General features: G+C 47.0%; 18 protein-coding genes and 1 pseudogene. 1 reads left to right on the forward strand and 18 read right to left on the reverse strand.

What is annotated here, in order from left to right:
* Window positions 1-26 precede the first annotated feature (26 nt).
* Window positions 27-1,253, forward strand: a complete 1,227-nt coding sequence (locus A1SC_RS09915) for a capsule biosynthesis protein (RefSeq protein WP_016262531.1) — start codon at window positions 27-29, stop codon at window positions 1,251-1,253.
* Between the two features lie 50 nt (window positions 1,254-1,303).
* Here A1SC_RS09915 and A1SC_RS0122065 read toward each other — a convergent pair.
* The 18 genes and pseudogenes from A1SC_RS0122065 to gspC all read right to left on the reverse strand — a co-directional run bounded on the left by A1SC_RS0122065 (window position 1,304) and on the right by gspC (window position 19,633).
* A pseudogene (locus A1SC_RS0122065) lies at window positions 1,304-2,341 on the reverse strand (IS481 family transposase).
* Window positions 2,342-2,493: 152 nt separating this feature from the next.
* Window positions 2,494-3,507, reverse strand: coding sequence for a UDP-glucose 4-epimerase GalE (gene galE, locus A1SC_RS09910; protein WP_000115194.1), 1,014 nt, complete (start codon window positions 3,505-3,507; stop codon window positions 2,494-2,496).
* An 8-nt stretch (window positions 3,508-3,515) separates the two neighbouring features.
* Window positions 3,516-4,271 carry a hypothetical protein gene (locus A1SC_RS09905; RefSeq protein WP_000706159.1) on the reverse strand — a complete coding sequence of 252 codons (756 nt, stop codon included), beginning with the start codon at window positions 4,269-4,271 and terminating at the stop codon, window positions 3,516-3,518.
* Entirely contained in the window at window positions 4,271-6,031 is a 1,761-nt protein-coding gene (locus A1SC_RS09900; protein WP_262353651.1) for a capsular polysaccharide export protein, LipB/KpsS family, read from the reverse strand. The genes A1SC_RS09905 and A1SC_RS09900 overlap by 1 nt, the downstream gene beginning before the upstream one ends.
* Window positions 6,007-6,516: a hypothetical protein gene (locus tag A1SC_RS09895; RefSeq protein WP_016262536.1), complete on the reverse strand. Its 510-nt coding sequence runs from the start codon at window positions 6,514-6,516 to the stop codon at window positions 6,007-6,009. Before A1SC_RS09895 ends, A1SC_RS09900 begins: the two co-directional genes overlap by 25 nt.
* Before the next feature lie 10 nt (window positions 6,517-6,526).
* Window positions 6,527-7,198 (reverse strand): ABC transporter ATP-binding protein, encoded by a 672-nt coding sequence (locus tag A1SC_RS09890; protein WP_000590252.1) that lies wholly within the window; start codon window positions 7,196-7,198, stop codon window positions 6,527-6,529.
* Window positions 7,195-7,971 carry an ABC transporter permease gene (locus A1SC_RS09885; RefSeq protein WP_001564072.1) on the reverse strand — a complete coding sequence of 259 codons (777 nt, stop codon included), beginning with the start codon at window positions 7,969-7,971 and terminating at the stop codon, window positions 7,195-7,197. Before A1SC_RS09885 ends, A1SC_RS09890 begins: the two co-directional genes overlap by 4 nt.
* Window positions 7,972-9,171: 1,200 nt before the next feature.
* Window positions 9,172-9,708 carry a GspM family type II secretion system protein YghD gene (gene yghD, locus A1SC_RS09880; protein WP_016262537.1) on the reverse strand — a complete coding sequence of 179 codons (537 nt, stop codon included), beginning with the start codon at window positions 9,706-9,708 and terminating at the stop codon, window positions 9,172-9,174.
* 1 nt (window position 9,709) lies between these two features.
* Window positions 9,710-10,888, reverse strand: a complete 1,179-nt coding sequence (gene gspL, locus A1SC_RS09875; protein WP_016262538.1) for a type II secretion system protein GspL — start codon at window positions 10,886-10,888, stop codon at window positions 9,710-9,712.
* Window positions 10,885-11,862, reverse strand: a complete 978-nt coding sequence (gspK, locus tag A1SC_RS09870; protein ID WP_016262539.1) for a type II secretion system minor pseudopilin GspK — start codon at window positions 11,860-11,862, stop codon at window positions 10,885-10,887. The genes gspL and gspK overlap by 4 nt, the downstream gene beginning before the upstream one ends.
* On the reverse strand, window positions 11,859-12,464 hold the full coding sequence (gene gspJ, locus A1SC_RS09865; RefSeq protein ID WP_000822464.1) for a type II secretion system minor pseudopilin GspJ: 606 nt from the start codon (window positions 12,462-12,464) through the stop codon (window positions 11,859-11,861). The genes gspK and gspJ overlap by 4 nt, the downstream gene beginning before the upstream one ends.
* The gene (gene gspI / locus A1SC_RS09860; protein ID WP_000820075.1) at window positions 12,461-12,832 is read right to left on the reverse strand and encodes a type II secretion system minor pseudopilin GspI; all 372 of its coding nucleotides are present in this window, start codon (window positions 12,830-12,832) and stop codon (window positions 12,461-12,463) included. Before gspI ends, gspJ begins: the two co-directional genes overlap by 4 nt.
* Window positions 12,829-13,392: a type II secretion system minor pseudopilin GspH gene (gspH, locus tag A1SC_RS09855; protein ID WP_016262540.1), complete on the reverse strand. Its 564-nt coding sequence runs from the start codon at window positions 13,390-13,392 to the stop codon at window positions 12,829-12,831. Before gspH ends, gspI begins: the two co-directional genes overlap by 4 nt.
* A gap of 3 nt (window positions 13,393-13,395) precedes the next feature.
* On the reverse strand, window positions 13,396-13,851 hold the full coding sequence (gene gspG, locus A1SC_RS09850; RefSeq protein ID WP_001517083.1) for a type II secretion system major pseudopilin GspG: 456 nt from the start codon (window positions 13,849-13,851) through the stop codon (window positions 13,396-13,398).
* A 16-nt stretch (window positions 13,852-13,867) separates the two neighbouring features.
* A complete protein-coding gene (gene gspF / locus A1SC_RS09845) occupies window positions 13,868-15,091 on the reverse strand; it encodes a type II secretion system inner membrane protein GspF (protein WP_016262541.1) in 1,224 nt (407 codons plus the stop codon).
* Entirely contained in the window at window positions 15,091-16,584 is a 1,494-nt protein-coding gene (gene gspE / locus A1SC_RS09840; RefSeq protein ID WP_000249315.1) for a type II secretion system ATPase GspE, read from the reverse strand. Before gspE ends, gspF begins: the two co-directional genes overlap by 1 nt.
* Complete coding sequence (gene gspD / locus A1SC_RS09835) at window positions 16,584-18,644, reverse strand: type II secretion system secretin GspD (protein ID WP_016262542.1); 2,061 nt, start codon at window positions 18,642-18,644, stop codon at window positions 16,584-16,586. Before gspD ends, gspE begins: the two co-directional genes overlap by 1 nt.
* 29 nt (window positions 18,645-18,673) lie before the next feature.
* Window positions 18,674-19,633, reverse strand: a complete 960-nt coding sequence (gene gspC / locus A1SC_RS09830) for a type II secretion system protein GspC (protein ID WP_000135106.1) — start codon at window positions 19,631-19,633, stop codon at window positions 18,674-18,676.

Genomic DNA, 19,633 nt, shown 5'->3' on the forward strand with positions numbered 1-19,633 from the left:
ATAGTTGACTATTACGCAAATCATTTATGCAAGGTAATGCACTAACCGTTTTATTATCCGGTAAAAAATATCTGCTATTGCAGGGGCCGATGGGACCCTTTTTCAGTGATGTTGCCGAGTGGCTAGAGTCATTAGGCCGTAACGCTGTGAATGTTGTCTTCAACGGTGGGGATCGTTTTTACTGCCGTCATCGACAATACCTGGCTTACTACCAGACACCGAAAGAGTTTCCCGGATGGTTACGGGATCTCCACCGGCAATATGACTTTGACACCATCCTCTGCTTTGGCGACTGCCGCCCATTGCATAAAGAAGCAAAACGCTGGGCAGAGTCGAAAGGGATCCGCTTCCTGGCATTTGAAGAAGGATATTTACGCCCGCAATTTATTACTGTTGAAGAAGGCGGAGTGAACGCATATTCATCGCTACCGCGCGATCCGGATTTTTATCGTAAGTTACCAGATATGCCAGCGCCGCATGTTGAGAACTTAACACCTTCAACAATGAAACGTATTGGTCATGCGATGTGGTATTACCTGATGGGCTGGCATTACCGTCATGAGTTTCCTCGCTACCGCCACCACAAATCGTTTTCCCCCTGGTATGAGGCTCGTTGCTGGGTTCGTGCATACTGGCGCAAGCAACTTTACAAGGTAACACAGCGTAAGGTATTACCGAGGTTAATGAACGAGCTGGATCAACGTTATTATCTTGCCGTTTTGCAGGTATATAACGATAGCCAGATTCGTAACCACAGCAATTATAACGATGTGCGTGACTATATTAATGAAGTCATGTACTCATTTTCGCGTAAAGCGCCGAAAGAAAGTTATTTGGTGATCAAACATCATCCGATGGATCGTGGCCACAGACTCTATCGACCATTAATTAAGCGGCTAAGTAAGGAATATGGCTTAGGTGAGCGAGTCATATACGTGCACGATCTCCCGATGCCGGAATTATTACGCCACGCAAAAGCGGTGGTGACGATTAACAGTACGGCGGGGATCTCTGCACTGATTCATAACAAACCACTCAAAGTGATGGGCAATGCCCTGTACGACATCAAAGGATTAACGTATCAAGGGCATTTGCACCAGTTCTGGCAGGCTGATTTTAAACCGGATATGAAACTGTTTAAGAAGTTTCGGGGGTATTTATTGGTGAAGACGCAGGTTAATGGGGTTTATTATGGGGATAGATTTTTTATTACAAAGAAGGATTTTATAAAAGAAAAACATTATATGTATTAGCTCAGACCTGAGCTGACAGTTACCGGTTATTTATACAGGTATCTGCCAGATTACATCTGGCTTAAATTTTTCTCGGCCCAGATGCGCTTTCCATCAAGTAACGTTTCCATTGGCGTCCGCCCATTGCACATTTTTCCCTGATGGGTTCGCTCATTATTATAGTGAGTGAGCCAGCCATTCATCAAGATCCGACTGTAATGTATCGAGATCGCCGTACAGTTTTTTACGGAACGTTACCTGATAAAATTCGTTCAGGATTGTTTTATGGAACCGCTCGCAGATGCCGTTGGTCTGCGGGGACATCGCCTTTGTTTTCGTGTGTTCTATATCGTTTATTGCCAGATAAAGCTGATAATCATGCTGCTCTACTTTGCCACAGTACTCCGTGCCTCTGTCGGTCAGTATTCTCAGCATCGGCAGGCCCTGAGACGCATAAAACGGCAGTACACGATCATTCAGTAAGTCAGCCGCGGTAATCGGTGTTTTGGTGACGTAAAGCTTACAGTGAGCCACTTTCGAGTACGTATCAACGAACGTCTGCTGATAAATACGCCCGACACCTTTCAGGTTGCCTACATAGAACGTGTCCTGCGACCCCAGATATTCCGGATGAGCCGTTTCGATTTCGCCACAGGCCTCGTCATCACTGGCTTTACGCTCCAGTGCTGCGATCTGGCTGGCTCAATGCCATCACGGGCTACTTTTTCTTCCAGTGCTTTCAGACGTTTTTTGAAATTCTCAAGGTTATGGCGTAACCAGACAGAACGGACACCACTGCCGGAGATAAAAACGCCCTGTTTACGCAGCTCGTTGCTGGTCCGGTGCTGACCGTGTGCCGGGAAAGCGACGGCGTAATCAACAACAGCCTGTTCAGTTGCCTCATCGGTACGGTTCTTAAGGTTAGGAGCGCGGCGACTACAATTAATCAGCGCATCCACACCGCCTTCATCGACCAGTTCGCGGTAACGATAAAACGTATCACGCGAAACTCCCATGATTTTACAGGCTTTTGATACGTTGCTGAGTTCTTCAGCCAGATTGAGCAAACCGGCTTTGTGTTTGATAACGGGATTGGTAGTATGAAGCATGAGAGTTACCTCGTGTTTTGTATAAGGATTCGACACCCATATCAAAACCGGTAACTCTCAACCTTTCAAGGCTCAGTGTCAGATCAAGTCGCGACTAATACACATTATAAAATAACCATGTGAGATAAAAAGGATTTTTGTTTTATAATTTTTTAAACATATCCAGTTGGATTCTTTTGTTGCCAGTTCCATGTATCAAAAACCATTTTTTGAATGTCATATTTTGCTTTCCACCCAAGATCTCTTTCCGCTGCCTTTGGGTTAGACCAACATTCCCCAATATCACCACATCTTCTTTCTGAATAATTACAAGCTATTTTAATACCAGAAACCTGTTCAAACGTATTGACTAATTCTAAAACAGAATACCCCTTGCCTGTACCTAGATTATAAATTCGAAAAGATGGAGTTGACCATTTTTTTCGCAATGCACATAAGTGTCCTTCCGCCAAATCCATTACATGAATATAATCTCTAATACCAGTACCATCAGGTGTATTGTAATCAGAACCATATATATTTAGCTGTTTATATTTTCCAATAGCAACACCAGAAATATATGGCATAATATTACTTGGGACTCCATTTGGATTTTCACCTATTTCTCCTGAGGGATGTGCTCCGACAGGATTGAAATACCTTAGGCAAGTAACATTAAAGTCATGAGAAGACTTCACCAAGTCTCTCAATATATTCTCCACTACTAATTTCGAATATCCGTAAGGATTTGTAGGTTTCTCTGTCTTACAGTCTTCAGTTAAAGGGATTATCTCTGGTTGACCATAAACTGTAGCAGAAGAGCTAAAAATAATATTGGTAACTTTATGTTTAACCATTTCACTTACCAAAGTTAAACTTCCTACAACATTATTTTTATAATATTTTATAGGATCGTTAATTGATTCACTAACAGATTTTAAACCGGCAAAATGAATCACATCGGTTATATTATTTTCACCAAAAATTCTATTTAAAAGTTCTGAATTTGAAATATCACCTGTATATTGTTTTATTTTTTTATTTGTCAGCCTTTCAACCCTTTTCAAAGATTCATTAGTTGAATTGCTAAGGTTATCTAATGTTATTACATCATAACCATTTTCTAACAATAATAAAGTTGTGTGAGAACCTATATATCCAGCGCCGCCTGTAACTAATACTGACATATTAATCCTTAAATTATGTTTCTCAAAACTTCTCGTGAGTAATTTAAATAACACTTATCAGTAAAATGATAAATATCCGAATGAGTTACTAAATCATGTATCGATATATCTCTTCTTGGTAATACATATAAATTTTTATGATTATTTTTAAGTTTGCAAATCTGCAAGTGTTGTGATGAACTTCTTTCTGTTAGATTTTTGTTGTTTTTTAAATTGATCGGGAATGGTATAAACACAATTTTACACAATGGGTTTTTACGTGTTAAAAAGTCAAACACATTATCATAACTGTTATATAATTTATCATCATCTATAAACTTATTTACAAATTGAAATTCAACAGCCTTATTTGTAAGGTAATTCTCATTTATAAACATAGGAGTGCCAAACTCTCTATGTTTATAAATCTTAAATAATAATTCAGCAAAATTATCAAATATAAAAAGATCTATTTTTCCAAAATTTATTGCGTCAAAGAAATTTATAAGCGGAAGTTTATCTTCTTTCTTCGGTAATGCTTTACCTAAACCTACATCATTTAACTGATTATCGATCGTGTTTACATAGCTATATTGTTTACTTAGCTCGAACTTTAGATCTGTTTTTTTTAACTCTGGATACTTTTTATTTATGTAAATATCACAGAATTGATCTATACGATTATGTTGAACACTGCTTAACCTATACCATTCTGAATATATTTTTGATAAATTTGTAGCTACATTTGCGGAGAGACAACTACCGAAAGAACATACAATTTTCATTATCTTGCAATATTCCTATTATTATCTTTAATATTTTTTATCAAATCTACAAAAAATAATTTTGGATTTCTTATTAATTTATTAGTTTTTCTCTTTATTGCTCCTCTATTATTTTTTACCTCATTATTTTTTGGCATCAATACTCTATTACCAAAGTTAGTTGATTCTTTTTGTGATTTTTGTTTATTAATCAAATGAGTGAAATCACAAATATAGTTTTCAGTTAAAGGTAATGATGCTGCCATAGAAGGAGTATTTCCAGCCCTAATATCTATTAAATTAATTTGCCTTTCCATAAGTGCGTTAACAATAGCATCTCTTTTCTGTCTACTTCCTTTCATTATATTGGTCCATACTGTATCTATAGAATCAGTAGAACAATCAATTGCCACGCCTTTATTATCCAAAATAGAACGACCAAATGAATAAATATTAACATTGAACTTGAGAGATTGTAATAATACAGTGGAGTTAATCCCAATTACTGAATGCGCATTTTTTAAAAGAGTATCGGTATCAATATCGGTAACGAGTTTCACATTTTGTGATTCAAATATTTTATATCTTTCAATATTTTTGTCTAATGGGTGTGGTTTTATTATTATATTAGTTTTGTTACCAATATTAGAAATGACATGATTAATGAAATTGATGTTATTTTTAAACCTTGGGGAATTAACAATAAGATTTGTATCATTTTCCAATTGAGTAATAATTAATGCGTAATCACCCTTGATTTGTAAAGTACTTTCATCTCCATCAAAATTTCTTTTGCATAGCTGCTCTGCTGTTAAACTTGCAATATATGATTGCCCATTAGTACCCCATTTATCGAAGTATACATGATCCTTTTGAGGAAACCACCCTAACTCTGAATATACAATTGGTATTTTCAGTTCCTTCACTTGTTCTAAAACTTTTCGGTAAATTGGATGCGATCCATTGTGAAAAAGAATAAAGTTAGGCCGATAATTTACTATTTGTTTTAATAGTCGATCATGATCTTTTATCCAATCAAACTGGCAAAACCAATTTTTATTTATTTGATATGGAGTGTGTTTAAAGACCGTATGATAACCTAATTTTTGGCGGCATACATATCTGTATTCATACCCAAGTTTATCAATAACTGGCGCCCATATTTCTTCAATGTGTTCATTAGAAAAAGCTATTCCAAAAACACGAAGCTTTTTTATAGGCTTAGTATAAACCGCAACTGTTTCGTTGCTATATTTATGATATTTTTTGTTATTCATCCCTCTATAAACTGAAGGTATTTCATTATTTATCTCATTGATGGTATTTTGTATACCATTTGAAAAATCTGTGTTTATATTAGCTATAGCTTCTTGAAAAAACTTTATTTTAGGAGGTGTTGAAATCAACTCATTTACTTTATAAGCGAAATCGTCATAATCTCCAAATTTTGCGCATTTTAATATATTTGGCTTAGCTATTTCAGCATTACCACCAACATCCCATGCGACTACAGGTACATGACATGCTAACGATTCAAGGATCACCATACTACAGTTTTCGAATTGGCTAGGCATAATTAAACACTTTGCTTTTTTTACTAATTCAAATCGTTTATCTCCAATAACCTCGCCTTTCTTCTCAACGGAGCATTTTACACTAGGGTCCAATTTAAATAAATTTGATTTTGGCCCAATAAGTAATACTTTGAAATTAGCTGGCAGTCTCTCAAGAATTTTATTAATATCTTTAGTACCTTTTAATTCTTGAAAGCGCCCATAAATACAATGTCATATTCTTTATCATATGATTGATTGTGATTGATTATGATTGGGTTTTTAAAATAACTTACATTATCTATTTTAATTTCGCTACTTAATTCTTCAGCCAATGCATATGACGGAGATGATACTATTTTTGCTTTATTGATTACTCTCAACTCATTGGAAAACTCTTGTTGATTTGGTTTTTGACCATCATATTTCTGAGCAATTGCAAGTGGACAATGCAATCGAATATGCACATTGTACCTTGAAGACAATAGTAATGTTGAAGCTTTAGCTTCAGGTGCTTCAATTATAACGTCATCATATCCAAAATTCTTAGTGACATAATCATACACCTCTTCACGAAATGCAATAGCATTCAAGTTTCTTTTATTTTCAAACGTTATTATTTCTACCCCAACCAACGCATTTTCAAGATTTTTTATATAGTTGGCAATTCCATGAGATGCATTATGATAAGGATTTATTATAAGATATTTCATATTATCCTCTCTATTTCTTTAAATTTTCTTCAGTTATATATGATGATATAGCTGTATCCAAGCAATCAAAGTAACTTACATATTTCCTATCTGATATGTAAATCGCCACATCACAAAACTCTTTCAATGAATTCAAACTATGTGACACCATTAAAAAACTAGATTCTTTATGCCTTTCTTTAAACAATTGAGCGCACTTCTCTTTAAACCTTGCATCACCGACTGCGGTTACTTCATCGACGATATAATAATCAAACTTAAATGCCATGCTTAAACCAAAGCCTAAACGCGATCGCATACCCGATGAGTAAGTTTTAATCGGCATATCAAAGTACTTACCGAGTTCGGCAAATTCTTCGACAAACTCAATTTTCTCTTTCAGTTCTTCTTGCTTTGCATATAACCGCGCAACAAATTTTACGTTCTCGCGTCCAGTTAAACTTCCCTGAAATCCACCGGCGAGGCCGACTGGCCATGATATTGTTTTATTGGTGATGATCTTTCCACTGTCGGGGCGGTCAATACCACCAATCATTCTTAGCAACGTTGATTTACCCGCACCGTTGCGACCAATAAAGGCAACGCTTTTTCCTGAAGGGATTTCGAGGTTTAAATCCTTAAACACATAGTGTCGCCCCGTTGGGGTACGATATGACTTTGTCAAATTCTCAATCTTAATCATGATGTCAGCATTGCCTCCTCACGAGTTCGGTATAAAGCCAGACCAATGAACAGAGTTATCAATGTGAACATTGCCAGGTAGTTCAGACTTACGCCTTCGCTGATATAGCCAGGCATAACAGCCTCGCGGCTTAGCTCCACCACATGCACTAATGGGTTCCAGAGTAGATAAGACCAATATTGCTTAGGAATTGAGTGCAGAGGGAACATGATGCAGGAGATGAAATACAGCGGCTTAAGCAGTATCGGCAGGACCTTTTGCATTTCGGGGAAGGTTTTACCAACGACCATGAATATTAAGCCGACGCCACATGAAAGAATGATTAACAAACTCCAGGTGAGCACAAGTTGTAAAAAGTTTGTTATTTCGAAATATTCGCCTGCCATCCAGACGATAAGCATAAGCAATATATAAACAGCAACATAAATCAGTGTCTCAAGCAATGCACGCGCAATGATCGTATCGATGGGTTTTACTGGTCGATAATTAAACAGCCCCTGATTCGCTTCAATAGCACCTACAGAACGATTGCTGATACTGCTAAAGATAAAAAAGGGAATCAGGCCATTAAGTAAAAACACCGGGAATGAGATGTCTGGCATCGTGCGGTGCATAATGTAACCAAAAATGCCCAACAGTATCAGCAAATGCGCAGAGGGTTCGAGAATCGCCCACAAATATCCCAGACGGAACTTACCAAAGCGTGTTCGTATTTCTCGTAGAAATAATGCCTCTACGGTGACTTTCTGGACTTCAAATCCACTTCTTGCCATTTGATGATGTGATCCTAATCTCTTCAGGTACGCTACCGCCCCTGGCTTAACAGCTACCAATACACTGGAGGTAATACTTGTTTGTAACTGGATAAATTTTATTCAGACCAATCAGGCACTTTGTAGCACCCGCGACCAATTTCGCCGGAAATTATTTCGGCAGGGATAAATTGGTTTATTTCTGTCTCTTTTCTCTATCCTATTCTTCAGGCATGAATGTATTCGGTCTTCCTGGAATGTCAGGAAAACAAGCCATTTCAGAATGTAGAGTTAATTCCCATGAAAATGCCCCATCGTTATTTCTACCTCTTTGTGACTACTCTTTATGGCTAAAAAAAGACACAAAGCTTCATGCATCCTGGATTACACCGGAACACATATCTTCATAAAGATTTGTTAATTTCGCGAGAAATTATTATTTATTACCAATATTAACTACTTGATTATAAATCCTCATAAGAATTTGGTGTGCAACAACACCTGCAATCTGCCTTATCTCAGAACGCACGCGATTTATTACCCTTAAATTGTTTTCTGCGAAACTATTTCCCTATTTAAAATTCACTCATTCACTGCTTGTTTATATCTCCTATATACCTGATACAGTAATATTTGTGATTAAGATCACACTGAAATAGTTTTATTTAGCTCACGCGAAGTAATACCTACAGAAACTATTTCTATCAATTAAAATATACAACATGATTATTTGCTGCGTGCATTTTGACCTGTATTATGACCAGCACTATCCTCAGATTGATATATCAAACGGGATAATGTTTAAAATTGATTAATAATTTCTGTGGAAATTGTTTTTTTATTTAAAATTTACTTCCTGATTGTCTCCAGGAATTTTATCAATTTCCAGGCTACACAAAATACAGATCAGTTAATAATTATCCTATATGTTTTGCCCTATCAATTACCACTCAATGATTTATGAAATCTATTAATACTGGTAATATATCACCACTCTTAAGCGTATTTGCAGTCAGGAAAAGTATTGATTAACGGGGGTTAAATAGTGAGAAACGGATTTCTGCAGTATTGCTGAACACTCCATGATGGTATGGAAGGAGGACTCATTCTTACGACATCAATACTCAGCCCGGTGAGCGAGTTTGACAGTTCCGCACTCACCATTGGGCTAAGGGTTATCAGGTGGAGTTAAGGGGATGACTATGACAAGGATGGCAACACCTACCCCCGCCTAAACTCCAGTCGCTGCACATTCACCATTCCTGGCTTCTCACCTGCGCTGACATCAATTTGTGTCACCCGCAGCGCATACTTTTCATCCAGCGCGTTTAACCAGTTCAGCAGGTCATTAAACACCACAGGATCTATCCAGACCTGGATATTCTCCCCACGCTCGGCTATCCGCTTGATGATCACAGAATGCGCGGAAGCGCTGTCACTGATAACCCGCGATACCTGTGCAGGCGTTGTCGTGGCGGATTTTCGCGCTGCGATAATATCCGGTGCGGCGCGTTTCAGTCGGGTGTTCATCACCTCCAGTTGCTGCAACATCGTCTCCTGTTGCTCTATCCGTTCGCTCAACGGCTGCCAGATGAGGACGTAATATCCGGCGCTAAACAGGAACGCCGCCGCGGCCAGTAACATGCCCTTTTCGCGCGGCGAACGCCCCGCCAGGTGTTGTGCCAGCCAGTGTTCGCCACGGCTTAACTGGCGCTCACGCCATTGCTGAAAATAGTGAATCAATTTATCGCGTAACATGTTATTTCCTCCGCAACGTTACGCCGCCGGAAACCGCATCACCCTCTTTCTGTAACGCGTCCTGTTGCACAACATAATCTGCCGCCAGTGCGCTACGCAGTTTGTCGAAACTGGCAAAGCTCGCTGCCCGCAACTGAAGGTGGAGCGTCTGGCGTTTTTGATCAAAGGTGAAACCACGCATCTCAATGTCGGAAAGTGACGCCGATTTCAGGGTGCTGGCGATCGCTGACAACTCGGCAAGTAGCCTGGTATCGTCAGTCTGTGGGCGATATTTTTTCATCGCCATCGTCACCTGAGAGCGCAAATTCACAATCCGCTTCTGCTCCGGGAACAACGTTAAGAACTGTTTCTCTGCCTGGGCGCGGCTTTGCGCCACCTGTTCGCTGACGCTCCATAATGTCACGCCCCGTTCCACTGCCAGCACAACCAGAATCAGCAATACAGGCAGAACCATCACCCGCCAGCGCGCCCACTGTTTTCGGTAGCTGACGCGAGGTTGCCACTGCCCTGTCAGCAGGTTCCCTTCTGGTTCACCGCAGGTGGTAATAGCGGGCAGAGACGTGATCGTCAGGCGTCCGGCGTCTGCGCCAGCCCATGCAGATAGCTCTTCCGGTGCAATGCCGACCACGGTTAACGAAAGCGGTGATTCCTGCTCATTGAGCTGTGTGCGGAACATGACCGGAGCCAGCGCCCACCCGGCACTCCATCCCCGACATTCATCGATGCGGCAGATAACCCGTTGCGCATCGCCAGCCATAGAGCCACAAGGAATGGACATCCAGTCCGGCGCGACGGTAGCGCGGGTGATGCCGTTTGCCTGCAACCACTGCGCAATGTTGCGCATATGCTGTTGGTGAATCACTGCTACGGTTGCCAGTTGCTGGTCGATTTTCAACGGGGCGAAATGCAGTTCATCAATATCCTGGTTCAGCTCTTCTTCCAGTAAGGCGGGCAGAATAGTCGGTATCTGCTTACGGGGAACATCAGGCAGTTCAACCTGCCAGATGCTGATCCATTCGCCGGGAATGTAGAGCCGAATCGTATCAGTTTGCAGCCATTGCTGAAGCTGTTCGTCGGCAATGTCAGGCCAGATGCCGTGCTCCACGTCGGCGGAACGGCGCTGCCAACGAATGGAGTCAGAGGCGCAAAGCGGGAAAAAAATCTCAAGCATGGAACTCACTCACTTTCTCCTGTCTGATGCCAGAGAACCGAAAAGTGTTGTGGCCCCATGCGGACAATTAACGAATTCATCGTCAGTTCAATCTCATTCACGGTGATATCTGAACGCAGCCAGAAGTAGTTGCTGTCCACGCTCAGGACGGTTTTTAGCTGTTTTTTTGTACGCTCATCGACGTCAGCGAGTAGCGGCTGTGCAAGAAACTGATCGACATCTTCCCAGCCCTTCGCCGGACGTTGTTGTAATAATGCCCGCGCCTGAACAGGGCTTAACCACGGGTCGAACAGCGCCTCAAGAATCACGCTTTGCGCGACCTCTAAGGTGTTGATGTTGATTTGTTGGTGGGTCATCGGTAGCGCACAGACCAGCGGTTTGAGTTTTTGATAAAGTCCGGCGTCCATTCCCTGCACCACACGCATTTCGCTGATATCCGCCAGCGGTTGATTCGCGGCGTAGAACGGCACCGAGCGGGCGAGATACTCACTGTCTTCACGACCCAGCCGCGTTTGCACGCTGCGATCTTCGTCAATAAACTCCCACAGACTTTCGGCTATCAGCTCAGCCCGATAAGCAGGCACATCGAGACGCGTGATCAAGGCAATCAACTGTTGCACCGCAAGCGGACGCGTCGCCGTCGTCGACTGTGCGAGAGCATTCAGATTAAAGCAGGCCTGTGCGTCACGCAGGGTGACGGCAATTTGCCCCTGCGGCAGTGGGAAAAAACGGGGGCCGGAAGCCCACGGCTGTGCCAGATACACGCGTTGTTCATTTTTCAGGCTCAGGCTGAGCGCGCTCAGCGCCAGGCTTTCTGCACTGGCGCTGTACCACAGTGCCTGCTGGTACTCCTGCTGGCTGCGCGTTCGCCCAAGTTGTTGCTGCATCCGCCCGGAAAGTGTGATGGTTACCAGCATTATGAGCGCCAGCAATACCAGCACCACGACCAGTGCCATTCCGCGTTTTGGTGGTGAGGTGATCATGATAATTGCGGCCCACGTAACAACCAGATGCGTTCAATCTCGCCCCATTGCGGCGAATGCAGAGTCATGCGCACCGCCACAGGGATCGCCTGCCCTGACGACCAACTCGCCTGCCAGCGCGTGCCGTCGTAGAACTGCAAACGGAGCGAATCTGCCGGAATTAATTTTTGCGTTGTTGGCTTCACGCTGCCCGCTGCATCGGTCAGCGGCCAGGCTAACCGTTCAAGGTAACCGTCATGAATGCGGTAACCGACAGTGAGCAGATTACTGCGCGGCAGGCGCATCAACGGATTAACCACGCCGCCACGTACAAAGCGCATCCCTTCACTCTCAGACGCCAGCACGCCTGCGCCCGCCAGTAACGCCGGTTCCCTCTGGCCCTGCTCGCCTCTTACCAGACGCGGCATCATTTGGGTCAGATCGTGGGTCAGAAAACTCATCGTTTGCTGCATGAGGTTGAGTTTTTGATCGTGCTCCGCGACGGCGCTATTCACGCGCGTGACACCGTTTGTCACCTGCTGCGCCATCAGTGCCAGTGAGGCAAAAATGGCAATTGCCACCAGCATTTCCAGTAACGTAAAACCAGGGCGAATCCTTTTCACTGTTGGCCTCCCACGGCGCTAAACCAGGCGCGCCGTGACTGAACCACCGGCGAAAAGTCTTCGTGAAGGCTGACTTCAATATCCACCGCCTGGAGCAACGCGTTGCCTGTATTCAGTGGGATCGTTCGCCAGTACCAGCGGTTTCCTGCCATGTCGCTCTCGCCCTGATGCCTGACCGCCCGCTGTTCGCGGGTCATCAGGTAGAGCAGTGCGATCTGGTTTTCGGCCACCCAGCCAGCTACCGTTTTCTCCTCAAGAACCTGCTGATTGTTTAGCGCGCCGCTGGCGATCTGTAATACCGCCGTGGCAGCCAGCGCAAAAATCGCCAGTGCGATCATCACTTCCAGCAACGTAAATCCGCGCTTCATGGCACCCTCTCATCACATTGATTGAGGGATAACGCGCCATCGTGCGCCAGTTTTACCGCCCAACATGCGTTTTGCGCCGCCGAATAGAATCGCAGCGTAAACGGCGTGGCGGGTTCAAAAGGCGAAAAACGGATCTGCGGTGTCTTCTTTTTCGCCTCTTTTTGCAGCTCCAGTTCAATATCATGCAGCGTCAGGCGACGACGTTGCAGCTCCAGCGCATACTCCTTCTGCCAGATATCACTGCCGGGTTGTAACAGCATCTGCACCTGTTTCGGCACCGTAACCTGTGCCGATAACCGGGGCGCGGAAACGGGCAACCACTGCCCCTGACGACGCTGCATAAACTGGTAGCCAGGCGGGTCGATTAGCACACCGAGTGTTTGCCCTTCGATCACTGCCTTGTCCTTAAACTGCGCAAAGCGAGTCAGAAAATCCTGCGCCGCTTTTTTCGCAGGCGATTCAGAATCGGTCGCAAAAGTCTGTACCACGCCTGCACTGGCAAGGCCGATCAGGAAAATCACCAGCATGATTTCCAGAAGAGTGAATCCGCGTCCAGGCACTGATTACTGAAACTCCTGTAAATTCCAGTTACCGATATCTGCGGCAGCCCCTTCTCCGTTTTCCTGACCATCCGCCCCTAAGGTGTAAACATCAAACATCCCTTTTTCACCCGGGCTGAGATACTGATAATCATTGCCCCACGGATCTTTTGGTAGCCGTTTAATGTACCCACCGGTACGGTAGTTGCGGGAGTCCGCCATATTGGCCGGTTGCTGGATCAGCGCCTCAAGCCCCTGCTCGGTGGTTGGATAACGCCCGTTATCCAGCCGGTACATGTCCAGCGCGTTTTCCAGCGCCACGATATCGCTGATGGCTTTTTGCCTGTCCGCTTTCTCTTTGTTGCCCAGCAGGTTAGGCACCACCAGACTTGCCAGGACGCCAAGAATAACAATCACCACCATCACTTCCAGTAGGGTAAAACCTGCCCGTGGTTTTTGCGTGCGGGATAACGAATTCATGTGATAACTCCGTAAATTACATTCCAACCATATTGTTCAGTTGCAGCATCGGTTCGAGGATGGCGATGACGATAAACAGCACCACGCCCGCCATCATCACCACCAGCGCCGGTTCAAACAGCCCTAACGCCAGCCCCACCTGGGTATCAAACTCTCGTTCCTGGTTGACCGCGGCCTGTTCAAGCATGGTTTCCAGCTCTCCGCTCTGTTCACCAGAGGCGATCATGTACAACATCATCGGCGGGAACAGGCGCAGATCCGCCAGCGCGGCGCGCAGACTGCTTCCTTCGCGGACGCGATCTGCCGCCAGTAGCAGTTGCTGCTCGACATAGCGATTTGCCGACACGGCGGCAGCGGTCTGAATGCCTTCCAGCAGCGGAACACTGCTGGCGGTGAGGATGCTTAACGTGCGGGAAAAACGCGCCGTATTCAGCCCGCGAGCAACCCGCCCCGTCACGGGCAAGCGCAGCAAAGTTTTATCCCAGCGCAGCCGCATAGTCGGCTTTTTGAGTAGCCGTTGCCCCAGCACCAGAAGCCCCAGCAATCCCGCCAGCCAATAAACGCCGCTGGCTTGTAAGGCGTCGCTCATGGCGATAAGGGTGCGGGTGGAGGCGGGCAGCGCGTGTCCGAGGTGATCGAACTGTTCGATAATTTTCGGCACCACCGCCGTCAGCAAAATAGTGACCACACCCGTTGCCACCACCAACAGCACCAGCGGGTAGAGCATGGCCTGCAGCAGTCGTGATTTCAGGCGCTGGCGCTGTTCGGTGTAATCCGCCAGGCGATTGAGCACCACATCGAGATGCCCGGATTTTTCTCCGGCAGCCACCATCGAACAAAACAGGGAATCAAAGACGCGGGGGTGTTCGCGCAGGCTGTCCGACAGGGTATAACCCTCCTGAATCCGGCTGCGCAGCGCCATTCCCAGACTTTTCACATGCAGTTTTTCGCTTTGCTCACTGACCGCCTGTAAGCAGGTTTCCAGCGGCATTGCTGCCTGAACCAACGTTGCCAGTTGGCGGGTGAACAGCGCCAGATCTGCCGCCGCCACACGACGATGTGCGTGCCGCCGACGCTGCAACATTCCCCCTGACGAAGCATTCAGCCGGGCTTCAATGTGCACGGGAATGAGGTCTTTAGCGCGCAACAACTGGCGGGCATGACGCGCGGAATCCGCCTCAATCATGCCTTTGGTTTTGCGGCCATTACGCTGTAGCGCCTGATAGTAAAACAGTGCCATTACGCCTCCATCGTTACCCGCAGCACTTCATCGAGAGAGGTTTCTCCGGCGAGTACTTTCTCAATGCCGTTGCTGCGGATACCCGCAGAGTGTTGCCGGACATAACGTTCCAGCTCCAGTTCCCCGGCCTGACGGTGGATCAAATCACGCAATGTGGCGTCCACCACGATCAGCTCATGGATGGCGGTTCGCCCACGAAAACCTTTGTGATTACAGGCGGGGCAGCCCTGCGGATGGTACAGAGTGACGGTTCGCGCATCGGTAATCCCCAACAGGCGTTTTTCTTCGTCGGTAGCAGGTGCGGGCTGGCGGCAGTCGGGGCACAGCGTGCGAACCAGTCGCTGCGCCATCACGCCCGTCAGACTGGAAGAGAGCAGGAAAGGCTCTACGCCCATATCCTGCAAACGCGTGATTGCCCCCACCGCCGTGTTGGTATGCAACGTGGAAAGAACCAGGTGCCCCGTAAGCGACGCCTGAACGGCGATTTCTGCGGTTTCGGTATCGCGGATCTCACCGACCATCACTACATCCGGGTCCTGACGCAAAATCGCACGCAGGCCACGGGCGAAGGTCATGCCGACACGGGTGTTGACCTGCGTCTGACCGATCCCTTCAATCATGTATTCGATGGGGTCTTCAACCGTGAGAATGTTGCGCGAGTGGTTGTTCAGCTCCTGCAATCCGGCGTACAGCGTGGTGCTTTTGCCAGAACCCGTCGGCCCCGTCACCAGAAAGATGCCGTGCGGTTTGTGCAGTAGCTGGCGCAACTGCGCGGTCAGTTCATGACTCAGCCCCAGACGCTCCAGCGTCAGGCGGGCCTGGTTTTTGTCCAGCAGTCGCAGCACCACGCGCTCACCCCAGGCAGAAGGCATGGTGGAGACACGCACGTCAATCGCCCGACCGCCCAGCAGCAGCGCAATACGTCCATCCTGCGGCACGCGCTTTTCGGCAATGTCCAGCCGCGCCATCACCTTGATACGCGACACCAGCAGCGAGGCCAGTTTGCGCCCGGGACGCAGCATTTCATGTAGCGTTCCGTCTACACGAAAACGGATCACCAGACTCTTTTCAAACGTCTCAATGTGGATATCCGAAGCGCCTTCTTTAATTGCCTCTGCCAGCATGGCGTTGATCAGTTTGATGATCGGCGCATCGTCGTCACTTTCCAGCAAATCTTCCGTTTCCGGCAGCTCTTCTGCGAGGGTAAAGAAGTCCTCGGCGGAACCGAGATCTTCCATCAACTGGCGAGCTTCGGAAGAGTCCCGCTGCCAGACCGCATTCAGCCGCTGTTCAAATTCGGCCTCGTCGATTTGCCGCAGCGTAAAGGGCGCGTTCAGCCCCCGTTGCAGCTCCTGCAAAACAGAGAGCGACAACGGATGAACATGGAGGATCTCCAGCGACGCTTCGCACCATGCCACCAGGCTAAACCGACGGCTGAAACTGTAGGGCAGACGCACGGTGTTAGCGGAGGTTTCCTGTGCTACAGGCACCATTAACGCGTTCTCCCGGCATTGAGGAACGCGCGAACTTCCGGCGGTAAGGCCTGGTTTTGCGCTGGTAGTACCGGCTGCGCAGTGTTCGGCATCAGGCTTAAGCCTTGCTCATCGCGATAGATCTGCTCGGCGCGCATATAGTTATATTTGCGCTGCGAAACGCCGTCTGCCGCCATACCGTCACGCAGAATGGTCGGGCGGATAAACACCATCAGATTACGTTTTTCTTTTTTATCTGCCGTGGACTTAAACAGGTTGCCAATCAACGGGATATCGCCCAGCAACGGCACTTTCGCCACGCTTTCTCCCGCCTGGTCGTCCATCAGACCGCCAAGCACAATCAGCTCACCATCGTTAGCCAGCACGGTAGTCTTCAGTTTGCGCTCGCCAAACACCACATCGAGGCTGGTCTGTCCTTCCACCTTCGACACTTCCTGCTCAATCACCATCTGTACCGCGTTACCTTCGTTAATCTGCGGCGTGACTTTCAGCATGATGCCGACTTTTTTCCTTTCTACCGTGTTGAAAGGATTGCTGTTATTGGAGCCAACGGTAGAACCGGTTAATACCGGAACGTCCTGACCCACCATGAAGAAGGCTTCCTGGTTGTCCAGCGTGGTGATGCTCGGCGTAGAAAGGACGTTAGAGCTGGAGTCGTTTTTAACCGCCTGCACCAGCGCCATCCAGTCGCCTTTCACCACGCCAACCGCCGTACCGCTAAAGCCGGAAAGTAGCTGGGCGAGCGTGGAGAGGTCACCGTTGGTATCCGGGTTAATGGTGGTGGCACCGTTTTCGCTGATCACCGTGGAACCTTTCTGCGGCTTCGCCTGAGAAATCGCCGCCCCCAGCGTACCGATAGGGATCTGCGTGCCGTTGGCAAACTGCATTAATCCGGCATCTTTCGACGCCCACTGCACGCCGAAGTTGATATTGCTGCCTTCGGCAACCTCCACGATCAACGCCTCGACATGCACCTGAGCACGGCGGATATCCAGTTGTTCAATCACGCTTTGCAGCGACTGCATGATGTCCTGCGGCGCGGTCACAATCAGGGCATTACTGTGTTTGCTGGCGGCAATAGAAACAACCTCACGTCCGCTACTGACCGTGCCTTCCGCCTCTTCTTTAGCGGCGGTGAGCGTGCCGCTGACCTGTTTCAGAACATCGACCAGATCTTCCGCTTTGCTGTATTTGAGATAGAACACCTGGCTGTTGCCGCTGCGTTCCATTTCTGAGTCCAGGCGACGGATCAGACGGCGCATTTTGTCTCGCGTAGCGGGATCGCCGCTGACAATGACGCTGTTAGTGCGTTCATCAGCAACAATCTGTGATTTCAGCGTTGCTGGTTGGTTCTCGCCGCTGTTTTTGGTCAAGCTTTCCAGCACGCGGGCAATTTCCGAGGCCGAGGCGTTATCCAGCGGGATCACCTCTTCGGTGCGGTTTCCCGCGTGATCCACGCGCTGAATCACTTCCGTCAGCCGTTCCACAACCGAGGCGCGTCCGGTAAGCATAATCACGTTGGAGGGATCGTAATTAACGACGTTGCCAGAACCCGCGCTGTCGATCATCTGGCGCAGAATCGGTGCCAGTTCGCGTACAGACACATTACGTACCGGCACCACTTTAGTGACCATTTCATCGCCCGCATAATTGTCGCTGCCTTCACCGACCAGCGGCAACGGCTCGACTTTTGCGGCGCTGGATTTCACCACCTTCAGCACGTCGTTTTCCATCGGTACGACGGCATACCCCTGTGCTTCCAGCAGGTTAAGGAATAGCTGGTAATACTGGCGTTCATTGAGCGGGGTCATAGTACGAATACTCACTTTCCCCTGAACGCCCGGCCCCATAATGATGGTTTTATTGAGGTTAGCGCCGACGGTTTCGATAAACGATTTCAGGTCGGTATCTTTAAAATTGGCGGTAAAAGTGGCTTCTTCCGCCCAAACTGGTGAACTGCATAATGCCGCTGCCAGCATCAGCGGCAGTAAACGCTTTTTTGTTTTGAGGCCAGTTGTCTTCTTACGCCAGACCGACAACGTAATATCACGCCAAAACACGATGAATGATTCTCCTGGATTAAATGCGGTTAGCGCAGCGCGATGGAAATGTCGTAGCGCGCACCCTTGCGTAAAACCGTGAGTTGAATGGAATCCATTGAAGGTAACTGCCGCATCAGAGCAATCATTGCTCGTGGATCAGTGAAATCCTGCTGATTTAACGCAATGGCGATATCGCCTTCCTTGAAACCGCTGGCATCGAACAGAGAACGATCTGCCCCCGGTTTCACTGCATAACCGACAATCCCCTCCTTACGCACAGGCGTAAGCTGGATATAGTTAAAAATTTTCTGCGGGTCTTTCGCCAGTGCCTGGCGCACGGCAGCCGGGATCTCAACTGGCGTGCTGGCGGCAGGTTCAGCGGCTGTTTGCTTTGCTTCGTCACTGACGGTTTTTTCATTGGTCACGGCAACGGTGGAACGCTCCTCTTCTGCCAGACTCAGGCGCTCCATTTTTCCCTGATAACGCAGCACCACATGATCGCGATAAATCTCTTCGATCACCGCGTTGTGAGAGTCAAGCCGTTCGCCCAGCAAATAGACCTGCTGTTTGCCGCCTTCTTCAATAACCGCGCCGGGTCTGGCACCAAAGGCGATCCCGCGCAGTACCACGTTAAGACGTGTTTCTGCCACCGGAGCCGGTTCGGGTTGTTTTACCAGTGCAGCAACGGGCTGATATTTGCCAAACCAGTTTTGCTGGCTGATTAATTGCACGTCTTTTTTATCGAACGTTTTTACATCCGCACGGGTCGATTTATTCACCGATGGGGAAATCGCCGTATATTCCGCAGAAAAGGAGATATAGCGCCAGAGTGAATGCGCCATTTTTGCAGAAATAATAAGCAACATCAGCCAGAACATCCCGCGTGCAATTTTGCGCAGATGCTCTTTGTCTGTATTAAGAGATTGTCCCTGGCTAAGAGTGTAACGAATTTTAGTCAGCCATTGATTGAGATAAATTCGTGCGTCACGAAAAACAACCCGCGCCAA

It is taken from the genome of Escherichia sp. KTE52 (assembly GCF_000408325.1).
In the GTDB taxonomy this organism is placed as follows: domain Bacteria; phylum Pseudomonadota; class Gammaproteobacteria; order Enterobacterales; family Enterobacteriaceae; genus Escherichia; species Escherichia marmotae.